The sequence below is a fragment of the Luteimicrobium sp. DT211 genome, from assembly GCF_049844995.1.
Taxonomy (GTDB): domain Bacteria; phylum Actinomycetota; class Actinomycetes; order Actinomycetales; family Cellulomonadaceae; genus Luteimicrobium.
The window spans coordinates 158,721-180,412 of record NZ_JBNCMC010000005.1 but is presented as its reverse complement, the minus strand read 5'-3'; the positions used below and the strand labels follow the sequence as shown (position 1 = coordinate 180,412).

General features: G+C 72.4%; 9 protein-coding genes. 2 read left to right on the top strand and 7 right to left on the bottom strand.

Annotated features, from left to right (window positions below; genetic code table 11):
• Both ACLQ14_RS14685 and ACLQ14_RS14680 read right to left on the bottom strand, forming a co-directional pair.
• A partial coding sequence (locus ACLQ14_RS14685; protein ID WP_425814283.1) for a hypothetical protein occupies positions 1 to 191 on the bottom strand: 191 nt, incomplete at its 3' end.
• 281 nt (positions 192 to 472) lie between these two features.
• Entirely contained in the window at positions 473 to 8,797 is an 8,325-nt protein-coding gene (locus ACLQ14_RS14680) for a CshA/CshB family fibrillar adhesin-related protein (protein WP_425814281.1), read from the bottom strand.
• 189 nt (positions 8,798 to 8,986) lie between these two features.
• Here ACLQ14_RS14680 and ACLQ14_RS14675 point away from each other — a divergent pair, with 189 nt between their 5' ends.
• The gene (locus tag ACLQ14_RS14675; RefSeq protein ID WP_425814279.1) at positions 8,987 to 11,581 is read left to right on the top strand and encodes a hypothetical protein; all 2,595 of its coding nucleotides are present in this window, start codon (positions 8,987 to 8,989) and stop codon (positions 11,579 to 11,581) included.
• 150 nt (positions 11,582 to 11,731) lie between these two features.
• Positions 11,732 to 12,259, top strand: a complete 528-nt coding sequence (locus ACLQ14_RS14670) for a PH domain-containing protein (RefSeq protein ID WP_425814277.1) — start codon at positions 11,732 to 11,734, stop codon at positions 12,257 to 12,259.
• Between the two features lie 80 nt (positions 12,260 to 12,339).
• Here the strand turns inward: ACLQ14_RS14670 and ACLQ14_RS14665 are convergent, their stop codons facing one another.
• The 5 genes from ACLQ14_RS14665 to ACLQ14_RS14645 all read right to left on the bottom strand — a co-directional run bounded on the left by ACLQ14_RS14665 (position 12,340) and on the right by ACLQ14_RS14645 (position 21,598).
• On the bottom strand, positions 12,340 to 14,229 hold the full coding sequence (locus ACLQ14_RS14665; RefSeq protein WP_425814275.1) for an alkyl/aryl-sulfatase: 1,890 nt from the start codon (positions 14,227 to 14,229) through the stop codon (positions 12,340 to 12,342).
• A gap of 133 nt (positions 14,230 to 14,362) precedes the next feature.
• A complete protein-coding gene (locus ACLQ14_RS14660; RefSeq protein ID WP_425814273.1) occupies positions 14,363 to 16,252 on the bottom strand; it encodes an alkyl/aryl-sulfatase in 1,890 nt (629 codons plus the stop codon).
• A gap of 144 nt (positions 16,253 to 16,396) precedes the next feature.
• On the bottom strand, positions 16,397 to 19,684 hold the full coding sequence (locus ACLQ14_RS14655; RefSeq protein ID WP_425814271.1) for a right-handed parallel beta-helix repeat-containing protein: 3,288 nt from the start codon (positions 19,682 to 19,684) through the stop codon (positions 16,397 to 16,399).
• 58 nt (positions 19,685 to 19,742) lie between these two features.
• A complete protein-coding gene (locus ACLQ14_RS14650) occupies positions 19,743 to 20,411 on the bottom strand; it encodes a GAP family protein (protein ID WP_425814269.1) in 669 nt (222 codons plus the stop codon).
• 242 nt (positions 20,412 to 20,653) lie between these two features.
• Positions 20,654 to 21,598 (bottom strand): cation diffusion facilitator family transporter, encoded by a 945-nt coding sequence (locus ACLQ14_RS14645; protein ID WP_425814268.1) that lies wholly within the window; start codon positions 21,596 to 21,598, stop codon positions 20,654 to 20,656.
• Positions 21,599 to 21,692 lie beyond the last annotated feature (94 nt).

The window sequence follows — 21,692 nt, the reverse complement described above, 5'->3', positions numbered from 1 at the left end:
GTCACAGCGGCAGGTTCTGTGACGACGTCGACGAGCCCGGCGATCAGGTCAGCGAACGTGAGCTCGAGCAGCGACACCGCCCGACCGGACCGAAGGTTCGGTGCGAGGACCTGTTCGGGGCGTCCCGGGTCGTCGGCGGACGTGGGAAGGGCAGCCCGAGAGCCGGCCTGACCACCCTCGCGTTCGAACATGTGTTCGATTCTATGGGAGGAGCGGTCCGTCCCGCAAGCAATGGAGCCCGCCAAATCTCGGCCGTTTCGACGCGCGGGCTGGACCTGCAGCGCGCTCGCGCGGGCACACGCTCGCCGACCGTTCAGCGTCCGGCGTCTGCGCCGCGGACCCGGCCGCTCGTCGCCCGGCGAGCCACCGGACCCCACGAGCCAGGGGTCACGTCACGAAGCCCGCCGCGTCACCGTCGGCGAACGCGACGTCACCCCCGGCGAACACAGCGTCACCGTCGGCGAACGCGACCTCACCCCCGACGACGACGCCAGCCGAGGCCGTAGAGCACCGCGCCCAGGGCGATCGCGAGCAGGGCGAGCCCCACCAGCGTCGCGGTCGGGCCGGAGCCCGTGGTCGCCAGCGAACCGGTGCCCGTCGTCGACGTCGGACCCGGCGTCGGCCCAGGCGTCGTGGGCGTAGGCATCGTCGTTCCCGACGGTGTCGGCGTCGGTGTGACCGGCGGCGTGACGTCCGTGTGCGTCGTGCAGTCGCCGTCGCTCACGCACATGCCACCGGACCCGTCGCCCGGGCTCACCACGTTGACCAGCTCGCCGTCCCCGCTGTCCGGGTCGTCGACCGTCACCACGTACGTGACCGTCACCGTCCCGCCCACCGGCAGCGGGCCGGACCACGACAACGTCTGCTTCGCGACGTCCGCCGTCCCGGCCGACGTCGTCGGGCCGCCGGTCACCGCGCCGTCGTCCAGCACCTGCGACAGGTCGTCCGTGAAGGACGCCGGCACGTCGTCGGTGTACGACGCGGTCCCCAGCGACTTCACGGTCACGGTGTACGTGACCTCGTCACCCGGGTCGACGGTGGTCTTGTCCACCGTCTTCGACACCTCGAACGCGCGCACCGGCGTCACCACCTGGCAACCCTCGGGCATCGGCGGGATCGCGGCCGACCGCACCCCTGCGGGCACGGACTTCCCGCGTCCGCCCGTCGGCATGGCCACGGGGCAGTTCGACTCCTCCGGGCCGAGCACCGCGTTCGCCAGCGTCCCGTCACCCGTCATCGGGTCGTTCACCGTGACCGAGTACGTGATCGTGGCGGTGTCGCCCGCAGGTAGGGCACCACTCCACGCGACCTGACCCGCGTCGAAGGTGGCCTTCCCGGTGTCGGCGGCGACGTCGTCGTCGTAGGTGGCGTCGTCGAGCACGCCAGTCATGACGTCCGTCCCGGTCGCCGGGTCGTCGGCCGTGTAGTCGGCCGTCCCTGTGTTGGTGACCTTCACGGTGTACGTGACCTTGTCGCCGACCGTCACCGGCCCGGACGGGTCGGCCGTCTTGGCGATCTCCAGCTGCTTCACCGGGTCCGGTTCGACGCAGTTCGGGTCCGTGGACTCGGGGTCGGTGCAGTTCGACTCGTCAGGCCCGATCACGACGTTGAACAGCCGACCGTCGCCCGTGTCGGGGTCGTCCACGGTCACCGAGTACGTGACCGTCGCCTTCTCCCCCGGCGCGAGCGCGCCCGACCAGGCCAGCTTCGGCGCGTCGTAGCTCGCCGTGCCCGACGACGCAGCGGCGTCGGCGTTGTAGGTCGCGTCGTCGAGGACGTCGGTGAGGTCGTCGGTGAACGTCGCCGGGTCGTCGGCGGTGTACGGGACCTGGCCGGTGTTCGTGACCTCGACCGTGTACGTCACGGTGTCGCCGGGCTTCGCGTCGCCGTCCGAGTCGGACGTCTTCACGAGCTGCAGCGCCTTGACCGGGTTCGTGGCGTCGCAGTCCGGGTCGGCCGGCGTCGCGTCGGCGTCGCAGTTCGACTCGTCCGGCCCGACGACCGCGTTCGTCAGCGTTCCGTCACCCGTGTCCGGGTCGTTGACCGTCACCGAGTAGGTGATCGTCGCGGTGTCGCCCGCGGCGAGCGCGCCGGACCAGGAGAGGTTCGGGGCGTCATAGCTCGCGGTCCCGACGTCGGCGCTCGCGTCGTCGTCGTACGTCGCGTCGTCCAGCACCTCGGTCAGGTCGTCGGAGAACGTCGCCGGGTCGTCCGCCGTGTAGTCGACCTGGCCGGAGTTCGTGACCTTGACCGTGTACGTCACGGTCGAACCCGGAGTGACCTCGCCCGACGGGTCCGCGGTCTTCGTGATCTCCAGGGCACGCACCGGCGTCACGGTGCCGCAGTCCGGGTCGGCCGGGTCCGCGCCGGTGTCACAGTTCGACTCGTCCGGCCCGACGACCGCGTTGGTCAGCGTCCCGTCGCCCGACGGTGGGTCGTTCACGGTCACGGTGTACGTGATCGTCGCCGTGGCGCCAGCCGCGAGCGCGCCGGACCACGAGAGCGTCGGCTCGGCGTAGCTCGCCGTCCCGACGTCGGCGCTCGCGTCGTCGTCGTACGTCGCGTCGCCGAGCACCTCGGTGAGGTCGTCGGAGAACGACGCCGAGTCGTCGGCGGTGTAGTCGACGCCACCCGTGTTCTTCACCGTCACGGTGTAGGTCACCTTCGAGCCCGGGGTGACCTCGCCCGACGGGTCGGCCGTCTTGGTGATCTCCAACGCCTTGACGGGGTTCACCGTCCCGCAGTCCGGGTCGGCCGGCGTCGCGTCGGCGTCACAGTTCGACTCGTCCGGCCCGACGACGGCGTTGGTCAGCGTGCCGTCACCGGACACCGGGTCGTTCACGGTGACCGAGTACGTGATGGTCGCGGTGTCGCCTGCTGCCAGGGCACCACTCCATGCCAGCTGGGGTTCCGCGTAGGTGACGTCGCCCGCGGAGGCCGCTGCGTCGTCGTCGTACGTGGCGTCGTCGAGGACCTTGGTGAGGTCGTCGGAGAAGGTGGCCGGGGCGTCCGCCGTGTAGTCCGCGCCGCCGGTGTTGGTGACCTTCACCGTGTAGGTGACCTTGTCACCGGGCGAGACCGTGCCCGTCGGGTCGGCGGTCTTGGTGATCTCGAGCTGCCTGACCTCGACCGGGACCTGGCACTCGGCGGGGAGGTTCCCGTCGTCGTCGGCCACGCAGTTGGACTCCGGTGGCCCGACGACGGCGTTCGTCAGCGTCCCGTCGCCCGTGTCGGGGTCGTTCACGGTCACCGAGTAGGTGATCGTCGCCGTCTCGCCGGGTGCGAGCGAGCCGCGCCATGCGAGCGTCGGCTCGGTGTAGCTCGCCGTGCCCGACGACGCCGTGGCGTCACCGTCGTACGTCGCGTCGTCGAGCACCTCGGTGAGGTCGTCCGAGAACGCCGCCGCGTTCAGGTTCGTGTACGGGACGGCGCCGGTGTTGGTGACCTTCACCGTGTACGTGACCTTGCCGCCGGGGACGACCTGGCCCGACGGGTCCGCCGTCTTGGTGATCTGCAGCGCGCGGATCGGGAGCGGGACGACGCAGTCAGCCGGGAGGTTCCCGTCGGCGTCGGCCACGCAGTTCGAGCCGTCCGGGCCGACGACCGCGTTGGTCAGCGTCCCGTCGCCCGTCAGCGGGTCGTTCACGGTCACCGAGTAGGTGACCGTCGAGGTGTCGCCGGCCGCGAGCGCGCCGGACCACGAGAGCGTCGGCTCGGCGTACGACACCTCGCCGACGGTGGCGCTCGCGTCGCCGTCGTACGTGGCGTCGTCGATGACCTCGGACAGGTCGTCGGAGAACGTCGCCGGGGCGTCGTCCGTGTAGTCGACCGAGCCGTTGTTCTTCACGGTGACCGTGTACGTCACCGTGCCGCCCGGCGCGACGTCGCCCGTCGGGTCCGCGGTCTTGGCGATCTCGAGGGCCTGGACGGGGACGTCGGTCGAGCAGTCCGGGTCGGCCGGGTCGGCGTCGGCGTCGCAGTTCGACTCGTCCGGCCCGACGACGGCGTTGGCGAGGTCGCCGTCGCCGCTCACCGGGACGTTGACCGTGACCGAGTACGTGATCGTCGCGGTGGCGCCGGCGGCGAGCGCGCCGGACCACGAGAGCGTGGGCTCGGCGTAGCTCGCCGTCCCGGCGGTCGCGGCCGCGTCGTCGTTGTACGTCGCGTCGTCAATGACCTTCGACAGGTCGTCGGTGAACGACGCCGGGTCGTCCGCCGTGTAGTCGACGTTGCCGGTGTTCTCGACGGTCACCGTGTACGTCACGGTGTCGCCGGGGTGGACCGGGCCCGACGCGTCGGACGTCTTGGCGACGTGCAGCCCGCGCACCGGGTTCGGCTCGACGCAGTCCGGGTCCTCGGAGTCCGGGTCGGTGCAGTTCGACTCGTCCGGACCGACGACGACGTTGAAGAGCTTGCCGTCGCCCGTGTCCGGGTCGTTCACGGTCACGGTGTACGTGATGGTCGCGGTCGCCCCGGGCGCGAGGGCCCCGGACCACGAGAGCGTCGGCTCGGCGTAGCTCGCCGTCCCGACGGACGCGTCCGCGTCGCCGTTGTAGGTGGCGTCGTCGAGCACGTCGGACAGGTCGTCGGAGAACTCCGCCGGGTCGGCGTCGGTGTACGGGACCTGGCCGGTGTTCGTGACCGTGATCGTGTACGTCACCGTGTCGCCCGGGTTCGAGCTGCCGTCCGTGTCGGACGACTTCACGAGCTTGAACGCCCGGACCGGCACGACGGTCGAGCAGTCCGCGTCCACCGGGACGGACGCCGGGTCGCAGTTCGACTCGTCCGGCCCGACGACCGCGTTGGTCAGCGTCCCGTCGCCGCTCACCGGGTCGTTGACGGTCACCGAGTAGGTGACGGTCGCGGTGTCGCCCGCGGCGAGCGCGCCGGACCACGACAGCGTGGGCTCGGTGTAGCTCGCGGTGCCCGATGACGCGTCCGCGTCGTCGTTCCAGGTCGCGTCGTCGAGGACGGACGTGAGGTCGTCGGAGAACGTGGCGGGGTCGTCGGCCGTGTAGTCGGCGCCGCCCGTGTTCGTCACCGTCACGGTGTACGTGACCGTGTCGCCCGGCGTGACCTCACCCGACGGGTTCGCCGTCTTGGTGATCTGCAGCGCCCTGACCGGGTTCACGGTGCCGCAGTCCGGGTCGGCCGGCGTCGCGTCGGCGTCGCAGTTCGACTCCGGCGGTCCGACCACCGCGTTGGTCAGCGTCCCGTCGCCGCTCACCGGGTCGTTCACGATCACCGAGTACGTGACCGTCGCGGTATCGCCCGCTGCCAGGGCACCACTCCACGACAACGTGGGCTGCACGTAGGTGACCTGCCCGGAGGAGGCCGCTGCGTCGTCGTACCTGGCGTCGTCGAGGATCTCGGTGAGGTCGTCGGAGAACGTGGCCGGGTCGTCGGCCGTGTAGTCGACCGCGCCCTGGTTCTTGACGGTCACGGTGTAGGTGACCTTGTCGCCTGGCGCGACGTCGCCCGTCGGGTCCGCGGTCTTGGTGATCTGGAGGGCCTGGACGGGCACGTCGGTGGTGCAGCCGGTCTCGGTGCCGTCGTCGCAGTTGGACTCCGGCGGCCCGACGACGGCGTTGTCCAGCGTCCCGTCGCCCGAGACCGGGTCGTTGACCTTGACCGAGTAGGTGATCGTCGCGGAGTCGCCGGGCTCGAGCCCGCCCGACCACGAGAGCGTCGGCTGGGCGTACGAGACGTCGCCCGACGTCGCCGCGGCGTCATCGTCGTACGTCGCGTCGTCGATGACCTTCGTCAGGTCGTCCGTGAACGTCGCCGGGTCGGTGGCCGTGTACGACGCGCCGCCCGTGTTCGTGACCTTGATCGTGTAGGTCACGGTGTCGCCGGGGTTGACCGGGCCGGTCGGGGCGGCCGTCTTGGTGATCTCGAGCTTCTTCACCGGGTCCGGCTCGACGCAGTCGGGGTCCGTGGACGCCGGGTCGGTGCAGTTGGACTCGTCCGGCCCGACGACGACGTTGAACAGCCGCCCGTCGCCGGTGTCCGGGTCGTTGACGGTCACGGTGTAGGTGATGGTCGCCTTGGCCCCGGGCTCGAGCGCGCCGGACCACGAGAGGGTCGGCGCGGAGTATGACGCCGTCCCGATGTCGGCCGAGGCGTCGTCGTTGTAGGTCGCGTCGTCGATCACGTCGGCGAGGTCGTCGTCGAAGGTCGCCGGGTCGTCCGCGGTGTACGGGACCTGGCCGGTGTTCTCGACGGTCACCGTGTACGTGACGGTGTCGCCGGGCTTGGCGCTCCCCGAGCCGTCCGACGACTTCACGATGTGCAGCGCCTGGACCGGCACGTCCGTCGAGCAGTCGGCGTCGTCCGAACCGTCGGCGCAGTTCGACTCGTCCGGCCCGACGACGGTGTTGGTCAGCGTCCCGTCGCCGTCGCTCGCCGCGGGGTCGAGCACGATCACCGCGTACGTGATGGTCGCGGTGTCGCCGGGGGCGAAGTTCGCGTCGCCGCTCGACCACGACAGGGTGGGCTCGGTGTAGGACGTCGTCCCGACGTCGGTGCTCGCGTCGTCGTACGTCGCGTCGTCGAGCACGTTCGACAGGTCGTCGGTGAACGTCGCCGGGTCGTCGGCCGTGTAGGTCGTGTTGCCGGTGTTGGTGACCTTGACCGTGTACGTGACCTTGTCGCCGGGCGAGACGGTGGCGCCCGCGTCGGAGGTCTTGGCGATGTCCAGCCCCGGCTTGGCGGTGACCGGGATGCGGACGCGGCAGTCGGCCACGTCGAGGCAGTTGGACTCCGGCGGCCCGAACACGGAGTTGTCGAGGGAGGCGCCGTCCTTGGCGTTCTGCGCGACCGTCACGGAGTACGTGATGGTGGCCTTCTGCCCCGGCTCGAGCGGCCCGGACCATGTGAGCTCGTCCGGCATCCCCGAGTCGTCGACCGTCCCGACGTCGGCCTTCGCGTCGCCGTTGTAGGGGGCGTCGCTCGCCAGGTCGTGGGTGTCGTCGGTGAACGTCGCGGGGTCGTCTGCCGTGTAGGGCGCGGCCCCGGTGTTCTCGACCGTGACGGTGTACGTGATGGTGCCGCCGCGCTCGACCGGGCCCTCGGTGTCGGCCGTCTTGGTGATCTCCAGGTCCCGCACCAGCACGTCCGCGCTGCAGTCGGGATCGTCCGCGCCCTGGGCGCAGTTCGACTCCGCCGGCCCGACGACGGTGTTCGTCAGCGACCCGTCGCCGTCGTCCGGGTCGTTCACGGTGACCGAGTACGTGATCGTCGCGGTGTCGCCGACCGCCAGCGGCCCGGACCACGACAACGTGGGTTCGGCGTACGAGACGTCCCCGACGTCGGCCTTCGCGTCCTTCGTGTAGGTGGCGTCGTCCAGCACGTCGGTCAGGTCGTCCGAGAACGTCGCCGGGTCGTCGGCGGTGTAGGCGACCTCGCCGGTGTTCTTCACCGTGATCGTGTAGTCGACCGTGTCACCCGCGACGACCGGGCCGGCGGGGTCGGCCGTCTTCGTGATCGTCAGCCCCGGGTTGGGGACGTCCACGACGACCCGGTGGTCCTCGACCTCGCCGCCCTGGACGATCCCGGTCGCGTTCGCGGAGTCGGCCTGGTCGGGCGCGATCCGGAGCCGCAGGAACGTGGCGTGGTCCGCCGGGCTGTCGACGGCGTCGTCGGGCACCGTCCAGCTCAGCGTCGCCGAGCCGCCGGAGCACGCGACCGTGTCCGACGCCTCACCCGGGTCGAAGGCCCCGTTGGCGTTCCAGTCGATCCAGCCCGTCACGTAGCCGGGGTCGTCGGCGTCGCTGCGGCACACCACGTCCTGCGTGACGGTGTCGCCCCACGTGGTCCCGTAGGTCGGCGTGCCGTTGATCGCGTCCTCGTCGTCCTGGCCGTCCTTGTCGTCGCCGGACGCGTCGGCGCTCGCCAGGTACGTGGCGTCGGAGTCGACCGTCGCCCCCAGCCCGATCGCGGGCAGCGTCGGCGTCCCCAGCGTGAAGGAGTCGTCCGAGACGTTCGTCTGCGTGTCGACGGTGTTCGGCTCGATCACGCCGCCCGTCCACTCCGGCTCCTCGAGGGCGCCCGCCTCGCCATAGCTCGCGGGCGCGTCCCCGAAGTCGGCCTGCAGGACGACGCCCACCGCGACCGCGCTCGTGCCGCCACCGTGGAGCTGGACGGTGGCACTCGTGGCACCCTGCATGAAGCCGACAGCAGTCGGCCCGTTCGTGTCGTTGACCTGGCTGCACTGCGTACCGTCAGGGCCGAGCTGCAGGCGGTCGTTCTCGAGCCAGGCCTCCACGGACGTGTCGCAATTGCGGTACCGGTCGATCACACGCCAGGTGACGTCCTGGGTGGTCTTGGCGGCGACGTACTCGCCCTGGTCGAGGTTCGAGCTCTCCGCGTCGGCGAACACGAGCCCGCCGACCTGCAGCGGGGCCCCGTCGAACGTCACGCCGCAGGAGAAGTCGAAGGACACGGTGGCGGCGTTCTCCGCGTTGGCGATGCCAGCGACGAGAGTGTTGGCGTCGTCCGCGCCGCCCACGTTGTAGAGGTCATCGAAGGCGTCGCCGTGGTAGTCACCCGACCGGTAGGTCTGGATGGCTCCGTCGATGTTGTTGACGGTGCACGTCGTGGCGAGCTCGTGGTCCCCGATCGTGCGCGTGTTGGTGTGGGATGCGCCGTTCTGGATCGCGACGCCGTCGGTGCCCAGGTCGAACCAGTCGATCGAGCCCTTGTACAGCCCGGCGCCCCCGGTGGCGAACGTGGCCGACGCGTCGGGTGCTGTGGCGACGTCGACAGCCGCCGAGACGGCGACCACGGAGGCGCCCACCAGCGCGAACGTCGCCACGCTCGCGGTGAGACGCTGCCCCCGCCGACGCCCGCTTCGTCGCGCACGCATCCCCATCGCAACCTCCGTCGATCCCCTCCGGCTCCTGCGACGATAAGGACGACACGGACGACCCGCCACCGGGCGCCGCAGCCATCGCATTCGTTGACGGACTAGGACAGGATGGACGGCGTGACGTTCTCGCCTCCGCCCGGCACCCGGCGACGCTCGCGGACCGCCCGGCTGCTCGCTGCGGCCGGTGCCCTCGTGCTGGCCGCGATGGCCGTCGTCGGCGTGTCGCCCCGGGCCGCTCACGCCGCGGACCCGACGGGCACGCTCTCGCTGTTCAAGCGGATCGAGAACCTCAACACGGGCGGCTCGTTCAGCGACCGGACCGCGTGGACCATGCACGCCGAGAACCTCGACACGGGCGAGACCTTCGAGGGTGACGGGCTCAACGGCTTCCAGACGCGCACGCTGCCGGCGGGCACGTACCGGATCTGGGAGACCGGGGCGGTCACCGGCTATCGCTTCAACAACTGGTCGTGCAGCGACGGCTCGCCCACCACCCAGCGCGAGCCGACCGTCTACGTGGGCGACGGCGACACCATCACGTGCACCGTGGAGAACGTCGCGATCGAGCCGTCGTTCACGCTCCGCAAGGTCGTCGACGGCGGCGGAGCCGACCCGACCGCGTGGCAGCTCCACGCACGGGGCCCGGGCAGCCTCGACGGACCGACCGGCAGCGACGCCGTCACGGACGTGTCCGTCCGCATCGGCACCTACACGCTCAGCGAGGACGGCGGGCCTTCCGGGTACACCGCGAGCGCCTGGGTGTGCGACGTCCTCGAGGTGGGCGGCGACACCCGGCAGGAGACCATCCCCCAGGGCGGGTCGATCGACGTGGTGCTGGGCGACCACATCGTGTGCACCGTGACGAACAGCTCCGCGGGCCCGCACCTCACGCTCCGCAAGGCCGTCGACAACACGGGTGGCGGCACGGCCGACCCCGCCGACTGGACGCTCACGGCGACCGCCACCAGCGGCGGGACGACGGTCAGTGGTGCCAGCGGCTCGTCGGCGGTCACCTCGGTCGCGGTCCCGGCGGGGCGCTACGACCTCGCGGAGTCGGGCGGTCCGGCCGGGTACGCGGCCGGCGACTGGTCGTGCGACGGCGGCACCGGCGCCAACGGCAGCGCGATCACGCTCGGAGCCTCCGACGACGTCACCTGCACCGTGCGCAACACGTGGTCGCCCGCACACGTCACGCTCGTCAAGCAGGTCGACCGGGCCGGGTTCACCCGGGCGCTCGTGTCGCCCACCGACTGGACGCTGAGCGCCCGCGACGACGACGGCAACGGCTTCTCCGGGACGTCCGGCACTGGCTCCGCGACCGACGTCCCGGTGGCCGCCGGCACGTACACGCTGAGCGAGGACGGCCCGTCGGGCTACACCGCGAGCGACTGGGACTGCACCGGTGGCGGCACCCTGGCGGGCGACCAGCTCACCGTGGCCGCGGGCGACGACGTCACGTGCGAGATCACCAACACCGTCGAGCCCCCGCAGCCCGCGGAGCTCACGCTGGTCAAGGTCGTCGACGGCGGCCCCCTCGAGGCGACCGCCTGGGACCTCACGGCGCGCCGCGTGCTCGGCGCCGGGACCCCGCTCCCCGCCGACGGGCCCGCGAACGGCGTCAAGGTGCGCCGCGTCATGGTCGCTCCGGGGACGTTCGCGCTGACCGAGGAGCCGGCCGACGACGCGCCCGCCACGGTCGCCGGGTACGACGCCGGGCAGTGGGACTGCACCGAGGGCACCATGTCGACGGTCGACGGGGTGCAGCGCGTCACGCTGACGCAGGGCCAGGTCGCCGAGTGCACCATCACGAACACCTGGACGGGCGGCACGCTGACGTTGGTCAAGCACGTCGACAACCACTGGGGCGGCACCGCCGAGCCGTCCGACTGGGTACTGTCCGCGACCCGCGACGGCGCCAACCTGCCGACGCTGCGCGGCCGGACCGGCACCGACGCGGTGACGCGCGTGGACGTCGTCGGCGGGACCTACGACCTCCGCGAGTCCGGCGGGCCCGCCGGGTACGCCTCGCAGGGCTGGTCGTGCACGTCCGGTGGCTCCGGGTCGAGCGTGACCGTCGGCGCGGGGGACGACGTCACCTGCACCGTGACCAACGCCGACGAGGCCGCGCACCTGACCCTGGTCAAGCGGATGGACCCGCTGCGCGCCGACGGCGCCGAGCCGTCCGACTTCACGCTCACCGCGACCGACGGGACGACCACGGTGACCGGCCGGACCGGGGAGGAGGGGGTCACCGGCGTCGCCGTGCCCGCGGGCAGCTACACGCTCACCGAGACGGGGCCTGGCGGCTTCCGTTCCGTGTGGGCGTGCCTCGGCGCCCGCAGCCAGCGCACCGGCGGCGTCGGGATCGGCACGCCGGGAAGCGTCGACGTCGCGCTCGGGCAGAACGTGCGGTGCACCGTGGTGAACGCGGTGCCCGGGCCGGTCCCGACCCCCACGCCGACGCCGACGCCGACCACGCCCACCGCCCCCGCGACCCCCACCACGCCGGCGACCCCGACCGACAGCGGGACGACGACCGTCGCCCCGACCGGCGGCACGACGACCGGCGGCGCGGCCTCCGGCGGCGGAGACGGCGGCGGCCTCGCGATGACGGGCGCCCCGCTCGCGGCCGTCGGCGGCGCGGCGCTGGTCCTCCTGCTGAGCGGCGCGGCCGCGCTGCTGCTGAGGCGCCGACTCTCTCACCGCGCCTGACCCCTCCCTGCCGAACACGGGCTCCGCGACCCTCCAGCTGCGCTGACGGTCGCGGAGCCCGTCGTCGGCGGGCGGGGATCCCGTGCTCGGCGTCCCTCGCGAAGTAGACCGGCCGGCCGCGCGTCGGGCGCATCTGGCACGATGCTCCGCATGGCCGACACACACCTGACCGACGGCGAGGACGTCGTCCTCGAGCTCCGCACGCACGCCAAGGCGCTGTTCTGGCCGATCGTGCTGCTCGTGGTCCTCGTCGCGGCGGTCGCCGTGACGGCCGCGCTCGGCGCGCCCGCGATCGCGGTGGGCGTCGTCGGGGTGGTCGCGTTCCTGCTGGCGTGCGTCGTGGTCCTGCCGCGTTGGGTCCGCTGGCTCACGACCCGCTACGTCGTCACGACGAAGCGCGTGCTCGTCCGGTCGGGCGTCGTCACCCGCATCGGCCGCGACATCCCGCTGTACCGGATCAACGACATCGCGTCCGAGCGTGGGCTGCTCGACCGCATGTTCGGCTGCGGCACGCTCGTCGTGTCCGACGCGAGCGAGAAGCCGGGCCTCGTCCTGCACGACGTCCCGGACGTCGAGGACGTGCAGGTCCGCCTGCACGAGCTGCTGTTCGCGCACGACGACGGCTCCGACGACGGCGAGTTCCCGCCCGGCGAGCCGCGGCGGCCGCGGGGCCGCTGACCGGGCACCTGACCTGAGACGACGACGCCCGCGCACCGGCGAACCGGTACGCGGGCGTCGTCGCGTGCAGCCTCAGCGGGTCACGGGGTGACGATCGCGAAGTCCGGGTCCCCAGGCGCGAGGAGCCCCGCGAGCGTCTGCAGCACGCCCGCGTCGCCGGTGATCTCCGTGCCCGACGCCGCCAGCTTCTCCGGCGTGAGCCCTCCCCCGAGCGCGATCGCGGGCAGGGCGCGCTTCGTCGTCGTGATCGTCGCGTCGGCGTCGCCGGCCTGCGGTGCCGCGCTGTAGGTCAGGGCCCCGTTGGCAAGCCGCAGGCGGTATCGCTCGTCCGCGTCGGTGAGGACGACGTCGATGGTGAGCCGCTCGTCCCATGCACGCGGCCCGTCGACCTGGATCGCGATGGCATCGAACAGCATCTCCGGGGTCAGGGCGCCCACGATGTCGACCGAGGCCGTCGCCGTCGGGGTCCCGAACCCGCCGTCGCGCAGCTCGGTCGCACCTGACAGGTAGAAGTCGCGCCACGTCCCGTTCTCGGAGCCGTAGCCGAGCTGCTCGTAGGTGTCCGCGAGGAGGTCCCGGGCCTCGGCGTGGTCAGGCTCCGCGAAGACGACGTGGTTCAGCACCTCGGCGACCCAGCGGAAGTCCCCCGCCTCGAACGACGGGCGCGCCTTCTCGACGACGGCGTCCGCGCCGCCCATGAAGTCCACGTACCGCTTGGCCCGCTCGACGGGCGGGTGCTCCCACAGGTGCGCGGGGTTGCCGTCGAACCAGCCCATGTAGCGCTGGTAGATCGCCTTGACGTTGTGGCTGACGGACCCGTAGTACCCGCGGGTGTGCCAGGCGTTCTCGAGCGCCGGCGGAAGCGTGATCTCCTCGGCGATCTCCGCGCCGACCAGACCCTGGTTGAGCATCCGGAGCGTCTGGTCGTGCAGGTAGGCGTACAGGTCGCGCTGGAGTCCGAGGAACTCGACGGCGCGCTCGTTGCCCCACGTGGGCCAGTGGTGCGACGCGAAGACGACCTCGACGTCACCGCCGAACAGGTCGATCGTCTCGGTGAGGTACTTCGACCACACGTGCGGGTCGCGCACGACGGCGCCGCGCAGCGTCAGCAGGTTGTGCAGGTTGTGGGTCGCGTCCTCCGCCGCGCACAGCGCCTTGCGGTCGGGGAAGTAGAAGAGCATCTCGGCGGGGGCCTCGGTGCCCGGGGCCAGCTGGAACACGATCCGCACGCCGTCGATCGTGAGCTCGTCGCCGGTCCTCGTGACGTACTCGGTGGGCTCGATGAGCGTGACCGTGCCGGTCGACGTCGTCTGGCCGAGACCGGCGCCGACGCCGCCCTGCGGGCCGCGGGCGAGCGCCGCCCCGTACATGTAGCCGGCGCGGCGGGCCATCGCGGTCCCCGCGTACACGTTCTCGGCGACCGCGGGCTCGACGAAGCCGTCCGGCGCGACGATCCGGACCGTGCCAGCGTCGACGTCCTCCTGGCTCGTCACGCCCTTGACGCCGCCGAAGTGGTCGACGTGGCAGTGCGTGTAGATCACGGCGACGACGGGCCGGTCGCCCCGGTGCTCGCGGTAGAGCGCGAGCGCGGCCGCGGCCGTCTCCGCCGAGATCAGCGGGTCGATGACGATGACGCCGGTGTCGCCCTCGACGAAGCTGATGTTCGACAGGTCCTGGCCGCGCACCTGGTAGATGCCGTCGGTCACCTCGAACAGTCCGCCGAGCGCGACCAGCCGCGACTGGCGCCACAGGCTGGGGTTCACGGTGTCCGGGGCGTCGCCCTGGAGGAAGTCGTACGTGCCGTTGTCCCAGACGACCCGGCCGTCGTGGGCCGTGGTGGGTCCGGCGAGCGGGGCGACGAGGCCCCGCTGCGCGTCCTCGAAGTCCTGGGTGTCGGAGAACGGGAGGCGGGCGAGAAGCTCCGCCTGCTGCCGGGCGATACTCGGCGCTGCTGGCTTGGGTGTCGACATGAGCCCAGGCTCGCAACGATCCGCCGGGACCGCCTCCGGAGCGCGCCTCCGCCCGCGTGGCGCGCGCGAGAATCACCCTGATCGGGTGAGGGCTCGACGCGCGGCACACGGGCGGGCGGGCGCCCTCCGGTCGCTACGGAGTGACGATCGAGAAGTCCGGGTCCCCCGGGTCGAGCACGCCCGCGAGGCGGCTCAGCACCGACGCGTCGCCGGCCACCTGGATGCCCGCCTGCGCGAGGCCGTCAGCCGAGAGGCCGCCGGTCGCGAGGGCCGGCAGGGCCCGGCTGGTCGCGGTCAGCGTCACATCGGCGTCCCCGGACTGCGCCGCCGAGCTGTAGGTGAGCGCGCCGTTCGCGAGGGAGAGGCGGTAGCGGGCGTCGGTGTCCGTCAGGACGACGCCGATAGTCAGCTGCTCGTCCCACGCCTCCGGGCCGTTCACCTGGATGGCGATGGCGTCGAACAGCATCTCCGGGGTCAGGGCGGAGATGACGTCCGGCGACGCGGAGACCGTCGGGGTTCCGAACTTGCCGGAGCGGAGCTCGGTCGCGCCCGACAGGTAGATGTTGCGCCACACGCCGTTCTCCGCGCCGTAGCCGAGCTGCTCGAGCGTGTCGGCGAGCAGGTCCCGCGCCGCCGCGTGGTCGGGCTCGGCGAAGACGGCGTGGCTGAGGACCTCGGCGGCCCAGCGGAAGTCACCACCGTCGAAGGCCTCCTGCGCGTTGGCGACGACGGCGTCGACACCCCCGGCGAGCTTCACGTACCTCTTGCCCTGCTCGACCGGCGGGTGCTGCCACAGGTGGGCGGGGTTGCCGTCGTACCAGCCCATGTAGCGCTGGTAGATCGCCTTGACGTTGTGGCTCACGGAGCCGTAGTAGCCCCGAGCGTGCCACGCGTTCTCGAGCGCAGGCGGCAGGACGATCTGCTCGGCGATCTCCGGGCCTGTGAACCCCTTGTTGAGCAGCCGCAGGGTCTGATCGTGCAGGTAGGCGTAGAGGTCGCGCTGGAGCGCCAGGAACTCGACGATCCGCTCGTTGCCCCACGTGGGCCAGTGGTGCGACGCGAAGACGGCCTCGACCTCGTCGCCCCACAGGTCGAGCGTCTCGGTCAGGTAGTTCGACCAGGCGTGCGCGTCGCGGACCAGCGCCCCGCGCAGCGTCAGCAGGTTGTGCAGGGTGTGCGTCGCGTCCTCGGCGGCGCAGAGCGCCTTGCGGTCCGGGAAGTAGACGAGGAACTCGGCGGGCGCCTCGGTGCCCGGCGCCATCTGGAAGATCATCCGGACGCCGTCGACAATCTCCTCCTGCCCCGTCTCCGTGATGTCGAGCGTCGGGTGGATGAGGGTGATGTTTCCGGTCGCGACCGTCTGGGAGAGACCGGTGCCGACCTGACCCTGCGGGCCGCGGGCGAGCGCCGCGCCGAACATGTACGCCGAGCGCCGCGCCATCGCGGTCCCCGCATAAACGTTCTCGGAGGCCGCGTGCTCCGTGAACTCGGCGGGCGCGATGATCGGCACACGCCCTGCGTCGATGTCCTCCTGCGTCGTGATGCCCCGGACTCCGCCGAAGTGGTCGACGTGCGGGTGGGTGTAGAGCACTCCGGTGACGGGTCGGTCGCCGCGGTGCTCACGGTAGAGCGCGAGCGCGGCCGCCGCGGTCTCCTCGGTCACGAGCGGGTCGAGGACGAGGACGCCTGTGTCGCCCTCGATGAACGTGACGTTCGACAGGTCGAAGCCGCGCACCTGGTAGATCCCCGGCACGACCTCGAACAGACCCTGGATGGCGTTGAGTCTCGACTGCCGCCACAAGCTCGGGTTCACCGTGTCGGGGGCGTCGCCCTGAAGGAAGTCGTAGGTGTCGTTGTCCCACACGACCGTGCCGTCGGCGTCGGTGATGGCGTTCGGCTCGCGGCGACCGAGGAGGCCCCGCCTCGCGTCGTCGAAGTCCTGGGTGTCGGAGAACGGCAGACGGTCGAGGAGCTCTGCCTGCTGCTGGACGATGCTCGGTGCTGCTGGCTTGGATGTCGACATGGAGCCCAGGGTGGCAACGATCCGCCGAGGCCGCCTCCGGAGCGCGCCTCCGCCCGCGCGGCGTGCGCCAGAATCACCCGGATCGGGTGAGCTCGACGGCGACGCGCGCGGCGGGGGCGCCGCTGTCCGGCGGCGGGGTCGTCGTCACTCGCCCCCCGCGTGCCTCCGGCGGACGAGCACGAGAGCCGTCCCGAGCGCCACCAGCAGCGCCGCCACCACGGCGGCGGTCGCGACCGCCGCGCCCGTGGTCGCCAGGCCCCAGCCCGCGCCCGACGACGGCGCGCCGGCGGCGCCGGGGGCGGTCCCGTCGCCCGAGGAGCCCGCAGGTCCCGACGAGGAGCCCGTCCCCGACGCCGGCGTCGAGCCCGTCGGACCCGTCGACGCCGTCGGGCTCTGCGTCGGCGTGGGGGTCGGCGTCGGAGTCGGCGTGGGCGTCGTGTCGGACGCGGCCACGACCCACGAGCCCTGGCTGTCGTTGTCGGTCGGGGACGCGTCCGTGTCCGTCTCGATCGTGGGGACCACGAGCGGGTTCAGGTGCTCGAACACGACGTCGTCGGCGCCGTCCCCGTCGAGGTCGCCCGCGGCCGCCTCGGGAAGCGGCGCGACGTACGCGACGCCCCGCAGGGTGGTGTCCACCGGGTACGACCCCGTCACGCGGACCGTCACGGTGATCGCGGGACCGTCCTCGCCGACCGCGAGGTTGCCCGTCGCGGTGGCCGTGGCGCCGTCGAACGTGTAGCCGTCGCCGGTCAGGGACACCAGCTCCACGCCGTCGGGCAGGAGCTGGGTGACGGTCCAGCCCGCCGGCGCCCAGCGAAGTCCGTCGTTGCGGGGCACCAGAGTCCAGGTGACCGTGTCGCCGGTGCCGACGACCGTCGGGTGGGGCGTGCTCTGCGTGAGCGACAGCTCGATGCACGACGTCGGGTAGAGGACGGGGGCCACGGCGAGCTCGTAGACGGCGGCGCCGCCGCCGTCGTGGACCTGCGTGCCGTCGAGGTAGCCGGTCGGCCCGCAGACGGAGCCCCAGTCGTTCGGGTCGTCGTAGTTGCGGGCGTCGACGGCGAAGGGGGCGGTCACGACCCGGACGCCCGTGTCGACCTGCTCGTCGGCCAGGAGGTCGAGGAGCGAGTCCTCCCCGACGACCGCGTTCGGGAAGGTGCGGACGGCCGTCGAGGCGGCGGGGAAGGTGTTGCCGACGACGAGCACCGGGTCGGACACCGTCCGTCGCACCGCGGCCTCGCTGGTCTGGTCGGGCGAGCCGACGAGCACCGCGGTGCCGTCACCGGCGAACGTGTTGTCGCGGACCACGATCCCGGACGACGAGAACGACCCCGGGGTGCGGCCGTCCACGAAGAGCGGCTCGACCATGATCGCGGCCTCGTCCTCGGCCGTCCCGGCGCCCGCGATCGTGTTGTCCGCGACCGTGAGGTCGTGGGCGGGGGCGGCCAGCACCGCGAACGGCTGCCCGGTCACCGTGTTCGCGCGGAAGGTCACGGCGGTCGAGCCCGAGTAGACGACGACCCCGCGGTCGTTGTCGGTCATGACGTTGTCGTGGAGGGTCACGTCGTGCGTGATGTCGACGCTCGTCGGGGTGCGTGCGAGGTAGCCCACCGCGGCGTTGTCGCGGAACGTCACCCCCGACAGGTCGAGGTTCGACAGCCCGCGACCGTACACGCCGTACTCGGACACGTCGGAGACGGTCGCGTGGGTGACCGTCGAGCCGTCCACGTTGGAGTAGAAGAAGCCGTAGGAGCCCCCTCCGGAGATCGCCGACCGCGCCACGTCCACGCCCGTCGAGTCGTAGGCACGGAGGATCGCGGCGCCGGTGGTGGAGGTCGCGCCGTCGCGCCCCGTGACCGTGATGTCGGTGGCCTCCGTCGCGGTCGACTGGTGCACGATCAACCCGGCCCCCGGCATGTCGGCGTGCACGTCCGCGACCTCGGCGTCACGTGTGCCGAGCAGGTAGACCGCAGCCGACCCGGACACGGTGCTCGTCACGTCGATGTGGGTCAGGGCGTAGTCCGCCCGCGGCGAGACCCCGTCCCACGTGGACTGCGAGCCGATGCCGTACAGCACGGCGCTGATGTCGGCGTCGGTCACGGTCACCTCCGTCGCGTTGACGGCCGAGATCCCCGTGCCGCTCCCGAGGCCGGTGATCGTCGCGCCCGTGACGGTCGCGCCGGTCGTCGACCCGAGGGTGATGCCGCCCGACGTGAAGCTCGAGATCACGGGGCTGATCACCCGGGGGCCGGTGCCCGAGTTCGCGACGTTCGTGAGCACGCCGTTCGCGAAGTGGCTGACCCGGACCCGGTCGAGCGTGACGCCCGTGGCGTTGAGGATCTGGATGCCCACCGAGCTCGCCGCGTCGGTGCCGACGATCGTGGGCGTCGTCACCGTCGCTCCGGTCGTCGCCCCGAGGGCGATCCCCTCGCGGCCGCCGTTCTCGATGCGCGCGCCCGTGATGGTCGGGCCGGCAGCCGTGCTCGTGGGCGTCGCACCGATGCCGCGGGCGAAGCCGTCGACGACGACGCCCTCGATCCGGGCGCCGGCCGAGCTGGCGAGGTCGATGCCCGTGCCGGTCCCCGCGCCCTGCAGCGTCGCCCCGGAGACCCGGGGCGCGTTCGACGTCCCGAGGGCGATGCCCGCGGTCGCCGCCTCGAAGCTCCCGCCGACGACCTCGATGTCCGAGGCCGTCGACGCCGCCGTGATCCCGACGCCGGTGGCGACACCTTCGACGGAGGCGTCGGTGATCGTCGCCGAGCCGGTGGTGAGGCTCACCCCGATCGACGACGCCTGGCCGCCGCCGTCCATGGAGAAGTGGTCGATCGTGACGCCTGTCGCGGTCGCCGCGAGCTGGATGCCCGTGGGCCGGAGGACGTCGTTCGGGTTGGTGACGGTGATCCCGTCGAGCGCCGCGTCGGCCGCGCTGACGAGGACGACCGCGCCGGTGGCGGAGGTGCCGAACGTGACGCCCGCCCCGGTGGCGAGGCCACCGCCGCTCACCGTCCACTGCGCGAACAGGGTGGACGGTGCGGACGTCTCGAGCGTGACGGCGCGCGGCACGGTCAGGCGCGTCGTGAACGAGTAGTCGTTGGGGTCGAAGGACACCGTCTGGCCCGCGGTGGCGGCGTTGAGCGCCGCCTGCATCGTCAGCACCGGGCCGCCGGCGGGTCGTTCGTCGGGTGTCCCGAGCCAGGCCATCGGCACCGTGTTGGCGTTGGGGATCAGGGCCGCGGCCAGCGCGGCCTTCGCGCCACCGTGCGTCGGGGCCGCGGCGCTCGCGCTCGTGAGCTGCGCGCCGGCACCGACGAGGCACAGCGCGCCGCCCGCGAGAGCTGCGACGAGCAGGGGCCGCGCGAGTCGGCGCCGATCCTCTCGTCGGGTCCCGGGTGGCGGTGCGTCGTGCAGGATGCGAAACGGCCGTCGAGTCATGTGGTCCCCCGTTGCCGAGCGTGGCACGCGGGTTCGCGGTACGCCAGCCGACCGGGTCTCAGATCGCGGTGATGCCGTCGCCGATCATCTTGAAGCCGATGACCAGCAGGAGGACGGCCATGATCACGGCGTTGTTGTGGATCATCCACGTCTTGAGCTCGTCGAGGACCTTGCCGGCCCGGTCGCCCAGGGACAGGTAGACCACGACGGGCGCGATGACGCCGAGCGACGCGATGACCGTGAACACCGCCAGAGCGCCGAGCTGGGTGCCGGTGCTGCCCGGCGCGGCGGCCGAGATCGCTGCGGCGCCGGAGACCACGAGGAGCAGGTTCTTGGGGTTGACGGCACCGAGCAGGGCGCCCAGCCCGGCGGCGGCCGGGGGCTTCATGGAGTCGATGGCCTGCATCCACTTGGGCGTCGGCGGCTCGGCGTCTCCTCGCGGCCGGCCGGACCACTGGCGGAAGGCGACCAGGAGCAGCAGCACGCCGAGCACGATCTTGACCCACGCGACCCAGCCGGGCTTGTCGTCGCTCGGGGTGGCGGCTCCCGCGACGAGCACGACGATCGTCCCGAGCACGTAGATCGCGACGAGCCACCCGACGAGGAACGAGAACGCGTTCGCCTTCGCGCGCGGCGTCACGAGCATGAGCACCACGGCCACGATCGGCAGGGGGCTGATCAGGACGCCGACCGCCACCGGCAGGGACTGTCCGATCGCAGAGCCCACGGGGAACCTCCTCAGCGCGCGCGGGCGACCGGATGCCGGCCCGACGACGTCCCCCCACCGTGCCGGGCGGGCGGCAGCCCCGCCTCATCCCCCGGGGATGAACGGCCGTCAGGGTGTGCGCGTCGTGGCCGGGTTGCCGACCGTCGTCGTTGCGGACCGGCTCCGGAACGTCCACGCGTCGTGCCCCGACGTGGCGTCTCCTCTCGGGAGAACGGTGTCCGACGCCGGCCGGACGCACCCTGTCACGGGTGGCCGGGGGCCTCGTGGGCGGCGTGGGTCGCGGGCTCGAGCTGGAAGGTCGAGTGCTCGACGGGCACGTCGAACCGGGTCGCGACGCAGTCCTGGAGCGCGTCGAGGATCTGCGGCGCGTGCCCGTCGCGGAAGCACCCGGTGTCCACGACGACGTGCGCGCTCAGGGTCGGCAGCCCCGTGGCGATGAGCGACGCGTGCAGGTCGTGGACGTCGAGCACGTGGTCGACGGCGAGGAGACGCGCCCGGACCTCGTCGAGGTCGAGCCCGGCCGGGGTGGTCTCGAGCAGGACGGACGCGGTCTCCCGCAGGAGCAGGAACGCCCGCGGGAGGATGAGCGCGCCGATCACGAGGCCCGCGACGGCGTCCGCGCGGTACCAGCCTGTCGTCGCGATCACGACGGCCGCGACGATCACGCCCACGGACCCGAGCGCGTCGTTGAGCACCTCGAGGAACGCGGCCCGCAGGTTGAGGCTGGACGACCGCCCGCCGCTCAGAACCGCGAGCGACGCGAGGTTCCCGACCAGCCCGATCACGCCGAAGACGACGAGCGCGGTCGACGGCACCTCCGGCGGGTGCAGCAGGCGCGCGACGCCCTCGACGAGCACGTAGACCCCGACCGCGAGCAGGACCGCCGACTGGGCGAGCGCCGCGAGGACCTCCAAGCGGCGCAGGCCCCAGGTGCGCCGCGCCGTCGGCGGCCGGAGCACGAGGCGGGACGCGACGAGCGCCACGAGCAGCCCGCCCGCGTCGGTGAGCATGTGCGCGGTGTCGACCAGCAGCGCGAGGCTCCCGGTGACCAGGGCGCCCACGGCCTCGGCCACGAGGATCGCCGTCGTGATGCCGAACGCGACCGCCAGACGGCGCCACTGGCCGCCGTCGGGATCGGCACCGACGACGCCGCCGGCGCCGTGGGCGTGGTCGTGCGCGTGGGTCACCGCGTCCGCTCCCCGTCTCGGTCGGGCGACGTCCTCGCCCACCCCCGATCGTAGGGCGCGGTGCGCGGTGCCCGTCCGCGGGGCACCCTGGACG